Source organism: Bacillus sp. TH19, assembly GCF_016651075.1.
In the GTDB taxonomy this organism is placed as follows: Bacteria; Bacillota; Bacilli; order Bacillales; family Bacillaceae_G; genus Bacillus_A; species Bacillus_A mycoides.
Window position 1 is genome coordinate 86,820 of sequence record NZ_JAEKEO010000007.1, and the last position, 16,643, is coordinate 103,462.

18 protein-coding genes are annotated in these 16,643 nt (G+C 35.7%); all 18 read right to left on the bottom strand.

From position 1 onward, the window contains the following. Nucleotides 1–25: 25 nt before the first annotated feature. Nucleotides 26–511: a S1 domain-containing RNA-binding protein gene (locus JFU54_RS04175; protein WP_002009683.1), complete on the bottom strand. Its 486-nt coding sequence runs from the start codon at nt 509–511 to the stop codon at nt 26–28. A gap of 87 nt (nt 512–598) precedes the next feature. Continuing rightward, entirely contained in the window at nt 599–958 is a 360-nt protein-coding gene (gene divIC / locus JFU54_RS04180) for a cell division protein DivIC (RefSeq protein ID WP_002091572.1), read from the bottom strand. After that, nucleotides 955–1,608: a spore cortex biosynthesis protein YabQ gene (gene yabQ / locus JFU54_RS04185; protein WP_002091573.1), complete on the bottom strand. Its 654-nt coding sequence runs from the start codon at nt 1,606–1,608 to the stop codon at nt 955–957. The genes divIC and yabQ overlap by 4 nt, the downstream gene beginning before the upstream one ends. Then, nucleotides 1,605–1,913: a sporulation protein YabP gene (gene yabP / locus JFU54_RS04190; RefSeq protein ID WP_001059101.1), complete on the bottom strand. Its 309-nt coding sequence runs from the start codon at nt 1,911–1,913 to the stop codon at nt 1,605–1,607. The genes yabQ and yabP overlap by 4 nt, the downstream gene beginning before the upstream one ends. A 58-nt stretch (nt 1,914–1,971) precedes the next feature. Next, complete coding sequence (locus JFU54_RS04195; RefSeq protein ID WP_002009677.1) at nt 1,972–2,247, bottom strand: RNA-binding S4 domain-containing protein; 276 nt, start codon at nt 2,245–2,247, stop codon at nt 1,972–1,974. A 14-nt stretch (nt 2,248–2,261) separates the two neighbouring features. Next, on the bottom strand, nt 2,262–3,722 hold the full coding sequence (gene yabN, locus JFU54_RS04200) for a bifunctional methyltransferase/pyrophosphohydrolase YabN (RefSeq protein WP_002009675.1): 1,461 nt from the start codon (nt 3,720–3,722) through the stop codon (nt 2,262–2,264). Between the two features lie 12 nt (nt 3,723–3,734). Beyond that, entirely contained in the window at nt 3,735–5,336 is a 1,602-nt protein-coding gene (locus JFU54_RS04205) for a putative polysaccharide biosynthesis protein (protein ID WP_002029318.1), read from the bottom strand. A 231-nt stretch (nt 5,337–5,567) separates the two neighbouring features. Next, nucleotides 5,568–6,104, bottom strand: coding sequence for a stage V sporulation protein T (gene spoVT, locus JFU54_RS04210; protein ID WP_002009670.1), 537 nt, complete (start codon nt 6,102–6,104; stop codon nt 5,568–5,570). Between the two features lie 135 nt (nt 6,105–6,239). Continuing rightward, the gene (gene mfd, locus JFU54_RS04215) at nt 6,240–9,770 is read right to left on the bottom strand and encodes a transcription-repair coupling factor (RefSeq protein ID WP_016102352.1); all 3,531 of its coding nucleotides are present in this window, start codon (nt 9,768–9,770) and stop codon (nt 6,240–6,242) included. 105 nt (nt 9,771–9,875) lie between these two features. Beyond that, nucleotides 9,876–10,100, bottom strand: coding sequence for an anti-sigma-F factor Fin family protein (locus JFU54_RS04220; RefSeq protein WP_002091576.1), 225 nt, complete (start codon nt 10,098–10,100; stop codon nt 9,876–9,878). A gap of 70 nt (nt 10,101–10,170) precedes the next feature. Next, nucleotides 10,171–10,731 (bottom strand): aminoacyl-tRNA hydrolase, encoded by a 561-nt coding sequence (pth, locus tag JFU54_RS04225; protein ID WP_002144538.1) that lies wholly within the window; start codon nt 10,729–10,731, stop codon nt 10,171–10,173. A gap of 72 nt (nt 10,732–10,803) precedes the next feature. Continuing rightward, complete coding sequence (locus JFU54_RS04230) at nt 10,804–11,757, bottom strand: ribose-phosphate diphosphokinase (RefSeq protein ID WP_002091580.1); 954 nt, start codon at nt 11,755–11,757, stop codon at nt 10,804–10,806. A gap of 18 nt (nt 11,758–11,775) precedes the next feature. Next, nucleotides 11,776–13,155 (bottom strand): bifunctional UDP-N-acetylglucosamine diphosphorylase/glucosamine-1-phosphate N-acetyltransferase GlmU, encoded by a 1,380-nt coding sequence (glmU, locus tag JFU54_RS04235; protein WP_002166365.1) that lies wholly within the window; start codon nt 13,153–13,155, stop codon nt 11,776–11,778. 325 nt (nt 13,156–13,480) lie between these two features. Further along, nucleotides 13,481–13,774, bottom strand: coding sequence for a septation regulator SpoVG (gene spoVG, locus JFU54_RS04240; RefSeq protein ID WP_000454042.1), 294 nt, complete (start codon nt 13,772–13,774; stop codon nt 13,481–13,483). 152 nt (nt 13,775–13,926) lie between these two features. Beyond that, a complete protein-coding gene (locus tag JFU54_RS04245) occupies nt 13,927–14,301 on the bottom strand; it encodes a RidA family protein (RefSeq protein ID WP_201063795.1) in 375 nt (124 codons plus the stop codon). A gap of 123 nt (nt 14,302–14,424) precedes the next feature. After that, entirely contained in the window at nt 14,425–15,273 is an 849-nt protein-coding gene (purR, locus tag JFU54_RS04250) for a pur operon repressor (RefSeq protein ID WP_002091587.1), read from the bottom strand. Between the two features lie 54 nt (nt 15,274–15,327). Next, nucleotides 15,328–16,197 carry a 4-(cytidine 5'-diphospho)-2-C-methyl-D-erythritol kinase gene (ispE, locus tag JFU54_RS04255; protein ID WP_012260164.1) on the bottom strand — a complete coding sequence of 290 codons (870 nt, stop codon included), beginning with the start codon at nt 16,195–16,197 and terminating at the stop codon, nt 15,328–15,330. A 196-nt stretch (nt 16,198–16,393) separates the two neighbouring features. After that, nucleotides 16,394–16,573: an acid-soluble spore protein SspF gene (gene sspF / locus JFU54_RS04260; RefSeq protein WP_002094215.1), complete on the bottom strand. Its 180-nt coding sequence runs from the start codon at nt 16,571–16,573 to the stop codon at nt 16,394–16,396. Nucleotides 16,574–16,643: the final 70 nt, after the last annotated feature.

Sequence of the window (16,643 nt, forward strand, 5' to 3'; positions counted from 1 at the left end):
ATATGTTAAGAATTAAACGGACTTATTATCCGCGACGTGCGCCACGGCCACCACGTTTAGATTCTGTGTTACGCTTTAAAGAAGTTAAACGATCTTCACTATCTTTTAAAAAGCGTGCCATCTTTTGCTCAAATGTTTCTTTTGGAGCTCGTTCGTTACCGCCACCGCGGTTATCTCTGTTGGAAGAACGATTATTACGTTGTGGACGTCCAGAACGTTGTTGATCACCACCACGTTGGTATTCACCGCGTGGACGATCTCCTTCTGTTTTTTCACGTTCTTTCGCTTTCTTAATAGATAGGCCAATTTTGCCATCTTTTTCAACATTGATAACTTTTACTTCTACTTGGTCGCCTACTTTTAAGTGATCGTTAATATCTTTCACATAATTATCAGCAACTTCACTAATATGAACAAGACCTGTTAAGCCTTCTGGCAGCTCCACAAAAGCCCCAAAATTTGTAATACCTGTTACTTTACCCTGTAACTTGCTGCCTACCTCGATTGACATAAAAAAAATGCTCCTCCTTAGTGGTTAAAAAGTCAAATTTTACTTTATTATATATAATCCTAAAATACAGTGTCAATAAGACATACTCTACTTAGAAACAGGAAAAATTATCTCCCCTTTTCCGGAGAAGAAATAATCCCTTCTAGCAATCTTTAAAACGTACTCTTCATCATTCAACTTTTGAACTTCATCTTTTAGATTCTTTTCTTTTTTCGTTAATGAATCCAGTTCTTTTTTCATGTCCTTAACTTTTGCTTCTTTTGCTTTAATGGAACTGTTTTGTTGATAAAACGTCACACTAATACTAGCAATAATTGTAAAAGCAAAGACAAGAAAAACCGCTAAACGGCGATAAAGTCGCTTCCTGTTCTCATCCGTTTGTATTATATGTTCTTTAACAGGATTTGGACTCTGTTTGTCGATTGTTCTTTGTCTCAGTTCCCTCATTTCCGAGGTCCCCCTAACTTCTTTTTTATACGCACCCATAATTGGAAGATATGTCCCTTCAATTTTGCTACATATTGCAGGAACCCTACATGCTTCATTATAAAAAGTTTAACACGATTAGGGAGAAGTTTCCATATGAGCGAAGCAATAAACCGAACAGGCGAGAAAAAAACTTTCCATATGAAAAGTAATATCCAAATCACCATTTTCCATAACACATGTCCAATTGAAAGCAGTATACGAAATAAGAATAATATAAATGCAATAAATAGCTGTGCTATAATAATAACAGGTTTTATCATGAGTAGCTGTATAATTCGAACAAAAAATTGTGTTGTTTGTACAAAAATATAGATGAGAAAATTTAACATCTTCATGTATAGTGCTTTCAATAAGCTTTGATATGCTGCAAAACCACATAGTAACGCCAAAAATACATATATACGTAGTTCGGCTTCATTTACACGCAGTAATACATAAAAAACGAATAATGCTTGGACAATCCAAAATAGTATATCATGTATAAATACAAGCCAACGTTTACGCTCTTGGCGTTTTAAAAACCGTTGGTATGTATCTAAAGAAGCACCAATCCAAGCACCCATTCCAATCATCGAAAGCATTGTATACAACTGAATTGTTAGGCTCATTTAAACAGCTTACTAAAGAAGCCTTTAGTTTTCTCCCCTTGGTTCTCATCAATATACAGCATTTCATGAACTTTCCCTTTAATTGATACAACACCCTTTTCTACATCTAAATTCTTCATTTGCAAATTTTGACCACGAATTGTTAAAAAACCCATTACAGTCTCGAGTAAAAACTCTTCGCTATCAAAACTCTCTACTTGCTTTACACCAGTAATGTCGATTACACGCCTGCCACGCATAATAATATCATGCTCTACAGAAACATTTTGTTGATTAGAAGACATAGGTGAGTAACCATTATTCACGAAAATCCCCCCATAGCTTTATACTAGCTAATAGTAATGTATGAAGGGCTAACCTATTTTAGAACAAGCCTTCTTCCGCTTTCACTTTTTCCTCACGAACGAGACTATACATGTTTGCTGCATCTTCTTTTTTAGTTGTTTCTTTCAATTCATTTACTTTCACAGTTACTATTTTTTGCCCGAAACGAATTGTTAATTCATCCTCTACCTTCACATCTGAACTCGCTTTTGCCACTTGGCCATTAATCGAAATTCTTCCTTGGTCAGACACTTCTTTTGCTAATGTTCTTCTTTTAATTAAACGTGATACTTTCAAAAATTTATCTAGACGCATATCAAATCCCCCTATTAACGCTCTGTTTGTTTTGCCTCTTCCCATAAAATATCTAACTGTTCTAATGATAAATCTTGCATTTCCTTATTCATTTCAGCTACTTTTGCTTCCATGTATAAAAAGCGATCCATAAATTTCTCATTAGTTGAACGTAACGCTTCTTCTGGATCTAATTTATAATGACGAGCTATATTCACAAATGCAAATAGTAAATCACCAAATTCACCTAGCATCTTTTTCTCATCCATGTTTACAACTTCTTGTTGGAATTCTTGCCATTCTTCTAAGGCCTTCTCTATCATCGGCTGCACATCAACCCAATCAAATCCAACCTTTCCAGCTTTCTTCTGAATTTCATAAGCACGCATTAGTTGTGGCAAGCTTTTTGGAATACCCGCTAAAACAGATTCTTTCACGAATCCCTTTTCTTGTTTTTTAATTTCTTCCCAATTTGCAATCACTTCATCAGCATTATTTACATCCGTATCCCCAAACACATGCGGATGACGACGAACCATTTTCTCAGCTAAAGTCCGAATAATATCATCTATAGAGAACCAACCTTCATCCTCTCCAATTTGGGCATGAAGCATAACTTGTAATAATATATCACCTAGTTCTTCTACTAAATGATCATCATCCTCTTCATCAATTGCTTCTAGCACTTCATACGCTTCTTCAATTAAGTATTTCTTTAAAGATTGATGAGTTTGCTTTTTATCCCATGGGCAACCATTCGGTCCACGAAGATCAGCAATAATTGCTCTAAGCACATCAAACTGCTGATATAAGGACGCACGTTCCTTAACTGGCGGTACATACACACTCGTTAAATTATTTAATTCTGTTTCGTGATCTAACATGTATAACGATACCTTTTTCACTTGCTCGAATGAAGTCCCTGCAGCTGTTACGATATACACTTCGTAATCATCTGGCAAAATCTCCATTAACGTTAGCTTCACATCTGAAGCAACGAATGCATCATACACTTGGCAAAAGATTAAATGTTGACGTAATTCTAATTGTCCTCTTTCAAATGATGTAGCATCAATTAATTGGAACCCTTCAATCGGATCAATTTTTAGACTTGCAAACATCGGATCAAGGAAACTTTGTCCACCTTCAATTCGCACTTCAATATTTGCTGCTTCTCCTTTTTCCAAAAGTAGCTGAACTGTTCTTTCTGCTACAAGCGGATGACCTGGAACAGCATAAATAATTTCTGCGCCTTTAGCTTGTTCTAACAATGTATTCGCAATTGTTTCATATACGATTTCAAATGTATCATGTGCCTCATATACATTATCAAAGGCCGTATACTTTATAGCTTCTTTCTCCAATTCTTCTATAACTGGGTGCTCCTTCGTTCTAACAAACATATGGTCTGCTTCTTTTATCTTTCGATATACACCCATTGTTAACTGATCTAACTCACCAGCACCTAATCCTAAAATAGTAATGATTCCACTCACAACCAGTCACCTCTATCCACTCTTCTTCAACGAACCTTCTTTTTTCTCTTGTTTCATAACGGTTCCTAATTCTTCTTTTGTAAATACACGTAATTTTAAAATTAAAAACATATATGCTAATCCACCGATAGCTACACCTAACAGCGCTTCAAGCGTCGCAATTCCTCTATGTCCTGTATCAATTACTAATCCGGACATTCGTAACATACGCATAAAGATTATTAATACAAACCCCATACCGATACCACTAATAGCTACACCTAACATATTCCGCCTATCAATAAGCGGCTCCGATACAGCTCGCATAAGTAACACACTATTTAGCAAGGCAATTACAATAAGCGCAACTAAAGTTGCAATTGCAGCTCCCTTTACACCAAAATACGGCATTAATATATAGTTTAAAACTAACTTCAAACAACCTCCAAATACAACGAATATTGCTGGTTTTAATGTTTGTCCCACTCCTTGCAAAATGGAAGCAGTTGTAATTGACAATGAACTAAATAAAATAGATAAAGATAAAATCGATAACACATCTGATCCATCACTATTTTCAAACAACATAATATTTGTAGGTTGAATAATACAAGTTAATCCAATAGCAGCTGCAGATCCAATAACAAATGTTATTTTCATTGCTAACTTTACCTTTTCTTGAATAAATGAAAGATCTCCTCTTTCTTTCGCCGCTGTAATAATAGGAATAAGTGACAATGAGAAAGAAGTTGTCACAACAGTACCTAATTGCATAAGCGGGATACTTCTATCATAAACACCTTTTAATACCTTTGCATTTTCAACTTGCTCTCCCGCACGAATAAGCAAAGTATACAAGGAAATAGAATCCGCCATTTGTATAAAAATAAGGACTAAATTACTAACACAAATCGCTAATCCCTGCCAAAAAAGGATTCGAACAATCCCTTTTTTATTTCTAATTCCCTTCCATCCTTTGAAGAAAATAGCATGGAAATCATGACGCATATAAAGTAAAAGTACGATAATCCCAATAAGCCCGCCTGCAATTGAACCTAGCATGGCACCCGCACCAACTGTATATAAATCAAATCCATGAGCAATAAGGAATAGTGATAAAAATACAATAATAGAAACACGAATCGTTTGTTCAATTACTTGCGAAACAGCCGTCGGCATCATATTATTGAATCCTTGAAAATATCCTCTCGCTACAGATAAAAATGGCATTAGTAGGAATGAAAACGAAATAACGCGTAATAATTTATCTAAATGTATATCGCCCATAGCCGATGCAATTGTTTCGGCCCCAAAGAATAATGTGAAAAATCCTATAAATCCAATTCCTAATAAAAACCAAAAAGATACACAAATAATTTCTTCTGCTTCTTTTTGTTTTCCTCGTTCTAATCTTTCTGCGACCATTTTTGAAATAATAATGGGAAACCCATAAGTAGCTAAAATCAAACAAAATCCATAAAACGGATAAATTTGTTGGTAAATATAAAAACCAACATCACCCGCTATATTTTGATATGGAATACGGTAAAAAGCGCTTAATACCTTCGTAACAAAACTTGCGATTGTTAATATAATAGCCCCACGCCAAAAGGCTTGGTACTTCTTCGCTTCCATACAAGAAAACTCCTTTTTCTATTCTCACCCCTCGTATTATATCACAAAGAAAAACTGGCTCTCCTTCATATTCCTTACATTCACTGACTTCTTTCAACAGCAAAAATATTCAATGAAAAAAGGTAGCAAAGCGCTACCTTCGTTCAATATACTTATATCTCCAAATAGTTAATTTCTCAAATAGAAATATCATAATTAGGAAAGATTGCTACTTATAGAAATTACACTTCGCTACTGCTCCATTTGTTTCGCTAAAAAGCTTGCAGCTGTATTTACTGATTTATGCTCTACTTCACTTATAATAGCCTCTTTAGAGAAGATAACGACAGCTCCGATTGGATCTCCATTTGCAATAATCGAGCCAATTGTATAAGAGCTCACTTTTTCTGTTACTCCATCAATAATTGAAATTTCGCTTTCATCTGTCATAATTACAGACTTACGCTCTTCCATTGTCTTCTCAATTAAATCGCCAACACTTTTATTTAAGTATTCTTTTTTAGATGCGCCTGCTACTGCGATAATAGAATCACGATCGCATACAAGCACATTATGTCCTAAGCTATCGTATAAAGCTTCCGTATATTCCTTTGCAAAATTACCTAGTTCACTAATTGGAGAATATTTTTTCAAAATCACTTCTCCATCGCGATCAACAAATATTTCTAGTGGATCTCCCTCACGAATACGTAAAGTTCTACGAATTTCCTTCGGAATTACTACCCTGCCTAAATCATCAATTCGACGTACGATTCCAGTTGCTTTCATTCTAATGCTGCCTCACTTTCTACTGATGATCAAAGTGGTGAATTTACCTGTTCATGTAAAAATCACCAACTATTAAACATAGTATTTTACACATTAGTTCTTCTATGCACGTCGAATTGTATTTTTTATCTTATATTAGGCATTTATTACTTCTTTTTTTACATCTGGCAAGCCTTTTAATAAATTTTCAGCAATTGTTAACCATTTCGACGTCTCTAATCCATTCGTTTTCATCACAATTTTCAATTGTGACCCCTCCATACCAAGACCGATCATACGGCCAAAACTACTTCCTAGCATGAATAATTTTCCACCATCTATATTTTGGCTCGCTTGTTCAGAAAACAGGAATGTTACTTCAAATTTATTTTGCTTAATTAACTCAATTTGTTCTTTCATTGCCAACACCTTAATGTTTGCAATTTGTAATAAATAACCAACTTCTTGTGGATAATCACCAAATCTGTCGATCATCTCTTCCTGCAACTCTTCAATATCTTCAATTGCAGAAATACCTCTAAATTGTTTATACATCATAATTTTTTGTTTACTATCTGAAATGTACGCATCCGGTAAATATGCATCTACTTCTAAATCAATTTCAACATTAACGGTATTTTCAACTCCGTCTGTTCCTCTACGTTGCTCAATTGCATCTTTTAACATTTGAGAATATAGATCAAATCCGACAGAATCAATAAATCCATGTTGTTCTGCCCCTAACAAATTACCCGCACCACGAATTGATAAGTCTCTCATCGCAATTTTGAAACCAGATCCAAGCTCTGTAAACTCTTTAATTGCTTGCAGACGCCTCTCTGCAACTTCCGATAACACTTTATCACGTTTGTATGCAAAGTATGCATACGCGACGCGATTAGAACGCCCAACACGACCACGAAGCTGATACAACTGCGATAATCCCATACGATCTGCATCAAATACAATTAATGTATTTACATTCGGAATATCTACACCCGTCTCAATAATTGTTGTACTTACAAGAACATCATGCTGCCCTTCTAAAAACGATAGCATAACAGACTCTAATTCACCTTCATTCATTTTCCCATGTGCGTATGTTACACGAGCATCTGGAACTAACATCGAAATTTCATCTGCTTTTCTTTCAATATCCTCCACACGGTTATATAGGAAGTAAATTTGACCGCCTCTTGCTAACTCACGCTCTATCGCTTCTCGCATTAACGCTGGATTATACTCTACTACATATGTTTGTACTGGGAAACGATTCTCTGGTGGTGTCTCAATAACAGATAAATCGCGCACACCAAGCATAGACATATGAAGTGTACGTGGAATCGGAGTTGCCGTTAATGTTAACACGTCAACATTTGCTTTCAATTGTTTAATTTTTTCTTTATGTGTAACGCCGAATCTTTGTTCTTCATCAATAATAAGAAGTCCTAAATCTTTATAAGTAACATCTTTAGATAAAATACGATGCGTTCCGATTACAATATCCACCGTTCCATCTTTTAAACCTTTAATCGTTTCATTTTGTTGTTTTCGTGTACGGAATCTACTTAGTAACCCTATATTAATCGGATAATCTTGAAAACGCTCTCGAATTGTTTCATAGTGTTGTTGTGCAAGGATTGTTGTTGGTACTAAAATCGCAACTTGTTTTTCATCCATAATTGCTTTAAATGCCGCACGAATAGCTACTTCAGTCTTTCCATATCCTACGTCACCACAAAGAAGCCTATCCATCGGACGTCCGCGTTCCATATCTTTCTTAATCTCTTCAATAGAACGTAATTGATCCTCTGTCTCTTGATATGGGAATAAAGATTCAAACTCTTGTTGCTCTGCCGTATCTGGTGTATATGCATAACCTTTCGAAGCTTCACGCTCGGCATATAATTTAATTAGGTCATCTGCAATGTCTTGTACAGATTTTTCAACTTTCGTTTTGACCTTCTTCCAATCATTTCCGCCTAATTTATAAACTTTTGGTTCCTTACCTTCAGACCCTACGTATTTTTGCACTTGATCAATTTGTTCAATTGGAACGTATAACTTATCATTACCTTGATATTTAATATTTAAATAATCTTTATGAACACCATTAATCTCTAATGTCTCAATACCTAAAAATTTACCTATACCATGATTTACATGAACTACATGGTCTCCAACTTTTAATTCGGAATAACTTTTAATACGTTCAGCGTTAGATAACTTTTGCTTACGTTGTGATTTTTTAACCTTCTTATGAAAAAGCTCCTTTTCAGTAATGACAACAAACTTTTGCATCGGCATTTCAAAGCCTGCATGTAAATCACCTACAGCAATTTGTAACCTTCCAGGCAATAAGATATCTGTCGCCTCTACAATGTCTGCATCAATATCATAATCACTTAAAATATGTTGTAGTTTTTTTACACGTTCATCATCTGTTCCAAGCACAACGGTCGTAAAATTACCTTCATTCCATCTATCAATTTCAGTTTTTAACAAATGCATCTGTCCGTGGAAATCTTGCATCGTTTTACATGTCACATTTACAATATTTTGAGGATGCGTGTGTGCTATATGGCGTAAGAATAACGTTAAATATACAAAACTTCTTTTTTTATTATGAAGAAACTCCTCAAACGAGTGGGAGAAAGATAAATCCTGAATAATTGTTCCTTCGCCAAGAAGTGATATATACCATTCCGCTTCTTCTGTTTCAAGATGTGATGCTGTTTCTTGAATACGGGAAATCTCATCTAAAATTACAACACCATTTTCTGGTAAATAATCTATCAGACTAGCAGGTTCTTTATAGAAAATAGATAAATATTTAAACATTTGTTCTATACTCTGCCCGTTTTTCAACATTTCAATTTCATGACTAACCGTCTCAAGCACAGTAGTCTTTAATTTATCATCGGAAAGCTTTTGCATCGTCTTAGTCAAACCTTCTTCAAGATGCTTAATTCCCGATTTCAATTCTTCCTGTGAAAATAAAAACTCTGTTGCTGGACCGAACTTAACACTTTCCTTTTTATCTTGAGAACGCTGTTCATCCACATCAAACAATCGAATAGAATCGACTTCTGTATCGAAGAATTCAATACGAAACGGTAATTCTTCCGTTAATGGGTAAATATCTAATATTCCCCCGCGTAAACTGAACTCTCCTGGAGCTTCTACCATTGACTTACGCTCGTAGCCAATATGATGTAAAGTATGCAAGAGTGCATCTAAATCAATCTCTTGCCCTAGATTGATTTCAATTTGCCTTTGCTTCCATAATTCTTTTATTGGTAAAAACCTACGCAGCCCTGCAACTGGCGCTACAATAATCCCATTCTCTCCTGCAGCTAAGCGATTTAACACTTCAATACGCTGTGCCTTCAATTCTGGACTTGCAACACCAACCTCCGATGCTATCAATTCATTTACCGGATATAGCCAAACATCTTTTTCACCAAGTAACGCCACTAAATCTTCATGTACTTTTTGTGCTTGGTATAAATTGTGCGTCACGATAAGTTGTGATTGCTTTGTCTTTTTATATAAAGCTGCCATTAATAATGAACGAGAGGATGTTGCCATACCCGATACAAGTTGTTCTTTCAACCCATCTTCTAGCCCATTAATAACCGATTGTATTTCTTCATTTTTATAAAATTGCTCTAATAAACCTATCATTTTCAAAACTCCTCTCAACATAAAGAGCAAGTTACTATATTTTATGCAAATATTTTGGAAAAAGAAAACAGAAAAATGCTTTGGACATGCCAAAGCGACAACATTTTATTGCAGAAATTTTTCATATTCATAATACTCAGGATAAGATGCGAGCGTTTCTTGACACGATTCACAAATCGTTTTTATATATATATTTCCATTCTCATGAAAATGAATCATATCCACTACTTCTTGCTCTGTTAGTTGAAACAAAACGTCGCTATATACTTTTTCTGCGATAATGGAGCCCACATTACTTCCACAATGTCTACAGTAATAATAACCTTCCATACTAGCCTCCTAAATATCCAATTGCTACTAGTATGGGATAAAACAAAATAAAATATTCCAGATTGTGCGCTTAACTATTAAAAGTATTCATGATTTGGAGAAAAGGTTTATTTAACCATTCCTCACATGCATCTGCTGCATTTTCAATGGATTGATTAACGCCAGATATTTCTTCAGATGTAAAACGTCCTAATACGTAATCCACTACTTTCATCCCATTTTTCGGACGATCGATTCCCATGCGGATACGTTGAAATTCTTGTGTTCCTAAATGTGAAATTGTTGATTTCACACCATTATGTCCACCCGCACTACCTTTCATGCGAAGGCGTAATTTACCTACAGGAATATCTAAATCATCGTACATAACAATGAAGTCCTCGACATCAATTTTATAATAATCCATGAGTGGACGGATACTTTCCCCAGATAAATTCATATATGTAAGTGGCTTTAGTAAGATTACTTTTTCCCCATTAACAAAACCTGCGCCAAATACCCCTTTAAACTTTTGTTCATTCAAAGAAATACTCCAACGTTTTGCAAGTTCATCGATTGCCATAAATCCAATATTATGCCTTGTTAATTCATATTCTCTACCTGGGTTCCCAAGTCCTACTATTAATTTCATTCTTGTACCACTACTTTCTTTTTTCGATACGAAAAGACGTAACCAAGCTTGGTTACGTCTCATTCTATCCAATTAATTGAATAATACACTTACAGATTCTTCTTCGTATACACGAATGATTGCTTCTCCGATTAATGGAGCAACTGAAAGTTCATGTACTTTATCAATTTTCTTCTCTTCTGGTAATACGATAGAGTTCGTTACAACTAACTCTTTAATATTCGAATTTTGAATACGCTCAATTGCTGGACCAGATAATACTGGGTGTGTACAGCAAGCATATACTTCAGAAGCACCGTTCTCAACAAGAGCGTTTGCCGCTAATGTAATTGTACCAGCTGTATCAATGATGTCATCAATTAAAATTGCTGTTTTGCCTTCGATGTTACCGATAATGTTCATTACCTCAGATACATTCGGACGAGGACGACGCTTATCAATAATAGCGATTGGCGCTTTTAGGCGATCTGCCATTTTTCTAGCACGAGTTACACCACCGTGATCAGGAGATACGATTACGATATCTTTAAGGCCTTTTGCTTCAAAGTAGTCTGAAAGAATCGGTACACCCATTAAGTGGTCGATCGGGATATCAAAGAATCCTTGAATTTGCGGAGCATGTAAATCTAGAGTGATTACACGAGTTGCACCTGCTGTTTCAAGCAAGTTTGCTACAAGTTTCGATGTAATTGGTTCACGAGAACGCGCTTTACGGTCTTGACGCGCATAACCATAGTAAGGAATAACAATATTAATTGTTTTTGCAGATGCACGTTTTAATGCATCAATCATAATAAGTAATTCCATGATATGTTCGTTTACTGGGAAGCTTGTAGATTGAATAATGAATACATCGCAACCACGGATACTTTCTTCAATGTTAATTTGAACTTCTCCATCACTAAAACGATCAACAGAACATTTTCCTAGTCCTACTCCAATATGCTTTGCGATTTGCTCAGCAAGTTCCTTATTAGAGTTTAAAGAGAATACTTTCAAATTAGAATTTAGATATTGAGTCGACATCTAGATTAACCCTCCACATTATGATTTTTTCTTATTCAGCAATTGATCAACATAGTCTTCTTTGTTAACTTGACGTGCACGTGCTACTGATAATGCTTTTGATGGAACATTCTCTGTTATTGTAGAGCCTGCTGCCACATAAGCACCATCTTCAACTGTTACAGGCGCAACAAGGTTTGAATTACATCCAATAAATACCCCGTTACCAATTACAGTTTTAAATTTATTCTTGCCGTCGTAGTTCACCGTAATTGAACCACAACCAAGATTCACGTCTTCTCCAACTTGTGCATCCCCGATATAACTTAAGTGTGAAGCTTTACTTCTATTACCAAAAACAGTTTTTTTGATTTCTACGAAGTTTCCAACGCGCACTTCATCTCCAATAACTGAATCTGGGCGAATATGTGCAAATGGACCAACTGATACTTCTGTACCAAGTTTGCTGTCATGTACAGTAGATTGACGAATTACCGTACGATCTCCAATTTCACTATCGCGAATTACTGTATGCGGTCCAATTTCACAATCAGAACCAATTACAGTGTTCCCCTCAATAACCGTTCCTGGGTGAAGAACTGTATCACTACCAATAACTGCATCCGCAGAAATGTATGTGTTACTTGGATCAATAATTGTAACACCATTTACCATGTTCTTTCTGTTAATACGATTTTTCATAATAATTTCCGCTTGCGATAGAGCGACTCTGTCGTTAACACCTAACGTTTCATCGAAGTGCTCTGTTTGATAAGCTGATACAATATGACCTTCATTTTTTAAAATTTCAATAACGTCCGGAAGGTAATATTCGCCCTGTACATTATCATTTGAAACTTTAGAAAGTGAAGCAAATAAAGCTTTATTATCAAAACAATACGTACCTGTATTGATTTCTTTAATAGCTAATTCTTTTTCATTTGCATCCTTATGCTCAACAATCTTTTCAACATGACCATTCTCATTACGAACGATACGGCCATATCCAGCAGGCTCTTCTATGTACGCTGTTAGTACCGTCGCCATTGCTCCCGCTTCTTCGTGTTGCTGAAGCAATGCTTCCATCGTTTCAGCAGTTATTAGAGGTGTATCACCACAAATAACTAAAGTTGTTCCCTCTTCATTTGCAAGTACACTTGCAGCTTGATCAACAGCATGAGCTGTACCAAGTTGTTCTGCTTGTAATGCAAACTCACTTACGTTTCCTAGCTGTTCTTGTACCTTTTCAGCACCATGTCCAACGACTGTTACAAGTTTCTGCAATCCTAATTGAGATACTTCATTGACTACATGTTGTACCATTGGTTTTCCACATACAGGATGCAGCACTTTGTATAGCTTGGACTTCATACGTGTGCCTTTACCTGCAGCTAGAATCACTGCAAATCTGTTTGACATATAGACCCTCCATCGCAACCTATTTATCCATTAACGATATTATCCTAAATCATCATATATTTCAAGAAACACATTATAACTATTAAATTTTACCATAATTCTTATAAGATGTTTTACTCTTTAGTATCTTTTTTAAGGAATAAGCTATACTATTTTAAATGATTTTGAAAAAATTAGAAGTTTTTCATCTTTATTTTTTCAAAATATGAATTTTTATAATTAGAAACGTGTATTATTCAAAAAAAAAACAAACTCCTGTAAATGCTTACAGGAGTTTGCTACAAAATTATAAGACTTTCTTTCAAAAGCCCTTTTCATTCGAATTTTACGAAGCGCCTGCTTCTTCAAACTCAACCTCTTCTAACTCGCCTAAACGATGATACTCTGTTAAAACCGCATCTTGAATTTTAGAGCGTGTATTAGAATTAATTGGATGTGCAATGTCACGGAATTCTCCATCTGGAGTACGTTTACTTGGCATTGCTACAAATAATCCATTATTACCATCAATTACACGAATATCATGAACAACAAATTCATGGTCTAGAGTAATAGAGGCAATTGCTCTCATGCGGCCTTCTGTGTTTACGCGGCGTAATCTTACGTCAGTCACTTCCATCTTGTGTTCACCACCCTTTTCTAAATAAGCGATATATTTGTATAAATTCCACAAAATTTCTATTTTTCCTTTAATTTTTTAAAAATTTTTAAGATAAAAATTTTTATTGTAGTTGAATATAAGGATTAGTAGAGGTTATCGCTTACAAAGAGTTACTTAACTAGGGCAATTACTTCGATTTCAACAGAAACATCTTTCGGTAATTTTGCTACTTGTACACAAGAACGCGCTGGTTTATGAGTAGAGAAATAAGAACCGTATACTCCATTAACAGCATTAAAATCATCCATATCCTTCAAGAATACTGTTGTTTTTACCACTGTATCAAATGAAGCACCTGCTTCTGCTAATACCGCTTGTAAATTTTCAAATACTTGCTCTGTTTGTACTGTTACATCTCCTGTTACAAGTTCTCCACTTGCCGTTAACGGAATTTGTCCTGAACTATAGAACATATTATTTACAATAATCCCTTGTGAATATGGTCCGATTGCCTGTGGTGCTTTGCTTGTTTGAACAACTTTCATACTTTTCACCCTTTTATTATTTATTTTTACTCTTTAAAAATAGTGTACCAAAGGCAGTTTGTCCATCTATTTTGTAATTTATAAATAGGAATAAAAAAAGGTAAAGCTATCTGCTTTACCTTTTTACTCAGCCTCTACAAGCCCTTTATCAAATGGTGCAAGTGCATAATTCCCCTTTTCCACTTGAATCGCTTTTTCTTTCACATCAACTTCTGACAGACGAATTAATGATACAAAGTTATTAATAAGTCTTTCTTCAATATCCGTAGACTCTACTAATACGCCAATCCCAACAACATTAGCTTTAAACTCTTCTAGCATGCTCATCATACCTTGAATGGTTCCGCCAGCTTTCATAAAGTCATCAATAATTAAAACATTGGACCCTTCTGGAAGGCTACGCTTTGCTAAAGTCATCGTTTGGATTCGCTTAGAGGAACCTGATACATAGTTAATACTAACAGTGGGTCCTTCTGTTACCTTATTATCTTTTCTCGCAATTACTACCGGTACATCTAAGTAGTTCGCTACTGCATAAGCAAGCGGAATTCCTTTTGTCGCTACCGTCATAACCGCATCAATTGGTTGCCTAGCAAAAACAGAAGCAAATAAACGACCTGCGCCATTAATCTGGCGAGGATTACTTAAAAGATCCGTCATATATAAGTAACCGCCAGGCAAAATACGGTCTGGGTTTTCAAATAAGCTACAAAGCTCGTTAATAATCAGATTTGCCTCTTCTTCACTTATATAAGGAATATATTTCACTCCTCCTGCTGCTCCTGGTACCGTTTGCAATGTGCCGACACCTTGTTGTTCAAACGTTTGCTTAATAATAACTAAATCTTCACTAATGGAAGATTTAGCCGATTGATACCTTTCAGCAAAAAAAGTGAGAGAAACTAGCTGACGAGGATTTTGTAACAAGTAATACGTCAGATCGACCAATCTTGTACTTCGTCTAATTTTCATACTCTCACCCCAAATCACGAATATTCTAAACAAATCATAACGTATTATACGTCTTTATTCAAGCGTTTCTCGCTCTCCTAATAAACGCACTGCATATACTTGCTCGCAAAATCCTTTTAACCCGTTATATATGCGGTGCATTCGCGAATCATGGTGTACAAGACCAAATACAGTTGGGCCACTTCCACTCATTAATACGGCATCTGCCCCAAAGCGTTTCATCTGTGATTTAATACGTGCAACCTCGGGATGCATCGCAAACGTCACATCTTCTAAAACGTTACCAACAGTATCACAAATTCCTTTATAATCGCCATGGTTAATGACTTCAACCATTTTATCTACATTTGGATGAGTAACACGATTTAATTTTAAATTTCCGTACACGTCAGCAGTAGATACACCAATGTGGGGCTTTGCTAAAACAACCCAACAAGAAGGCGGAGTCTTTATATGTTCAATTTCTTCTCCTCTTCCAGTGGCAATAGCAGTTCCACCATATACACAGAACGATACATCTGATCCAATTTCTGCGCCAAGCTTTGCTAATTCATCGATAGTTAGCCCTAAATTCCATAACTTATTAAGGCCACGTAATGTCGCTGCTGCATCACTACTTCCACCTGCTAATCCAGCGGCTACTGGAATCGTTTTTTCAATAGTAATAGACACACCTTTTTTTACATTAAACTTCACTTTTAATAATTTCGCTGCTTGATAAGCTAAATTGCGTTGGTCGTCTGGGACATACCGATTATGGGACAAAATTTCAATACGGTCTTCTGCTAATTCCGTTAGCTCTAAACGATCTGCCAAGTCGATTGTTGTCATAATCATTTTCACTTCATGATATCCATCTTGTCTTTTTCCCAGTACATCTAACGACAGATTAATCTTTGCTGGTGCTTTCACTAGTAGCTTCAATCTATTCACCCACTCTATGTACTCAATCTTTTATCGTTTATTTTACCATAAATTTATAGTAAGACGATGACACTTCCCTAATTATATCGAAAAGCATTCAGAATGAAACTACTTATGTCAAATGATGGCACCTTTTAGCGTGCAAAAAGCCGAGGAATCTCTCCTCGGCTACCGTAGCATAGAAAGTATCTTACAACTACTGGTTTCGTTTCATTAATTGCTGTTCTGCAATTTCTATAGCACGTTTCACCATATTACCAGCATCTTTCGCACGAATTCCGCCCCATCCTTCTTTCTGAACAACATCATAAAATCCAAGCTCTTTTGCAAGCTCTTCTTTAAATTGATTTGACATGACTCCTCTTCGTCTACTCAATGCAGAGTCCCTCCTTATTTTGCTACGGTATAATTAGTATGCAAAATAATATAGCTTTTCATTTATGGGA

Coding starts and splice junctions, on each gene's coding strand:
- JFU54_RS04175 (WP_002009683.1), bottom strand. CDS start 511: ATGTCAATCGAGGTAGGCAGCAAGTTACAGGGTAAAGTAACAGGTATT.
- divIC (WP_002091572.1), bottom strand. CDS start 958: ATGAGGGAACTGAGACAAAGAACAATCGACAAACAGAGTCCAAATCCT.
- yabQ (WP_002091573.1), bottom strand. CDS start 1,608: ATGAGCCTAACAATTCAGTTGTATACAATGCTTTCGATGATTGGAATG.
- JFU54_RS04195 (WP_002009677.1), bottom strand. CDS start 2,247: ATGCGTCTAGATAAATTTTTGAAAGTATCACGTTTAATTAAAAGAAGA.
- JFU54_RS04205 (WP_002029318.1), bottom strand. CDS start 5,336: ATGGAAGCGAAGAAGTACCAAGCCTTTTGGCGTGGGGCTATTATATTA.
- spoVT (WP_002009670.1), bottom strand. CDS start 6,104: ATGAAAGCAACTGGAATCGTACGTCGAATTGATGATTTAGGCAGGGTA.
- mfd (WP_016102352.1), bottom strand. CDS start 9,770: ATGATAGGTTTATTAGAGCAATTTTATAAAAATGAAGAAATACAATCG.
- JFU54_RS04220 (WP_002091576.1), bottom strand. CDS start 10,100: ATGGAAGGTTATTATTACTGTAGACATTGTGGAAGTAATGTGGGCTCC.
- pth (WP_002144538.1), bottom strand. CDS start 10,731: ATGAAATTAATAGTAGGACTTGGGAACCCAGGTAGAGAATATGAATTA.
- JFU54_RS04230 (WP_002091580.1), bottom strand. CDS start 11,757: ATGTCGACTCAATATCTAAATTCTAATTTGAAAGTATTCTCTTTAAAC.
- glmU (WP_002166365.1), bottom strand. CDS start 13,155: ATGTCAAACAGATTTGCAGTGATTCTAGCTGCAGGTAAAGGCACACGT.
- spoVG (WP_000454042.1), bottom strand. CDS start 13,774: ATGGAAGTGACTGACGTAAGATTACGCCGCGTAAACACAGAAGGCCGC.
- JFU54_RS04245 (WP_201063795.1), bottom strand. CDS start 14,301: ATGAAAGTTGTTCAAACAAGCAAAGCACCACAGGCAATCGGACCATAT.
- purR (WP_002091587.1), bottom strand. CDS start 15,273: ATGAAAATTAGACGAAGTACAAGATTGGTCGATCTGACGTATTACTTG.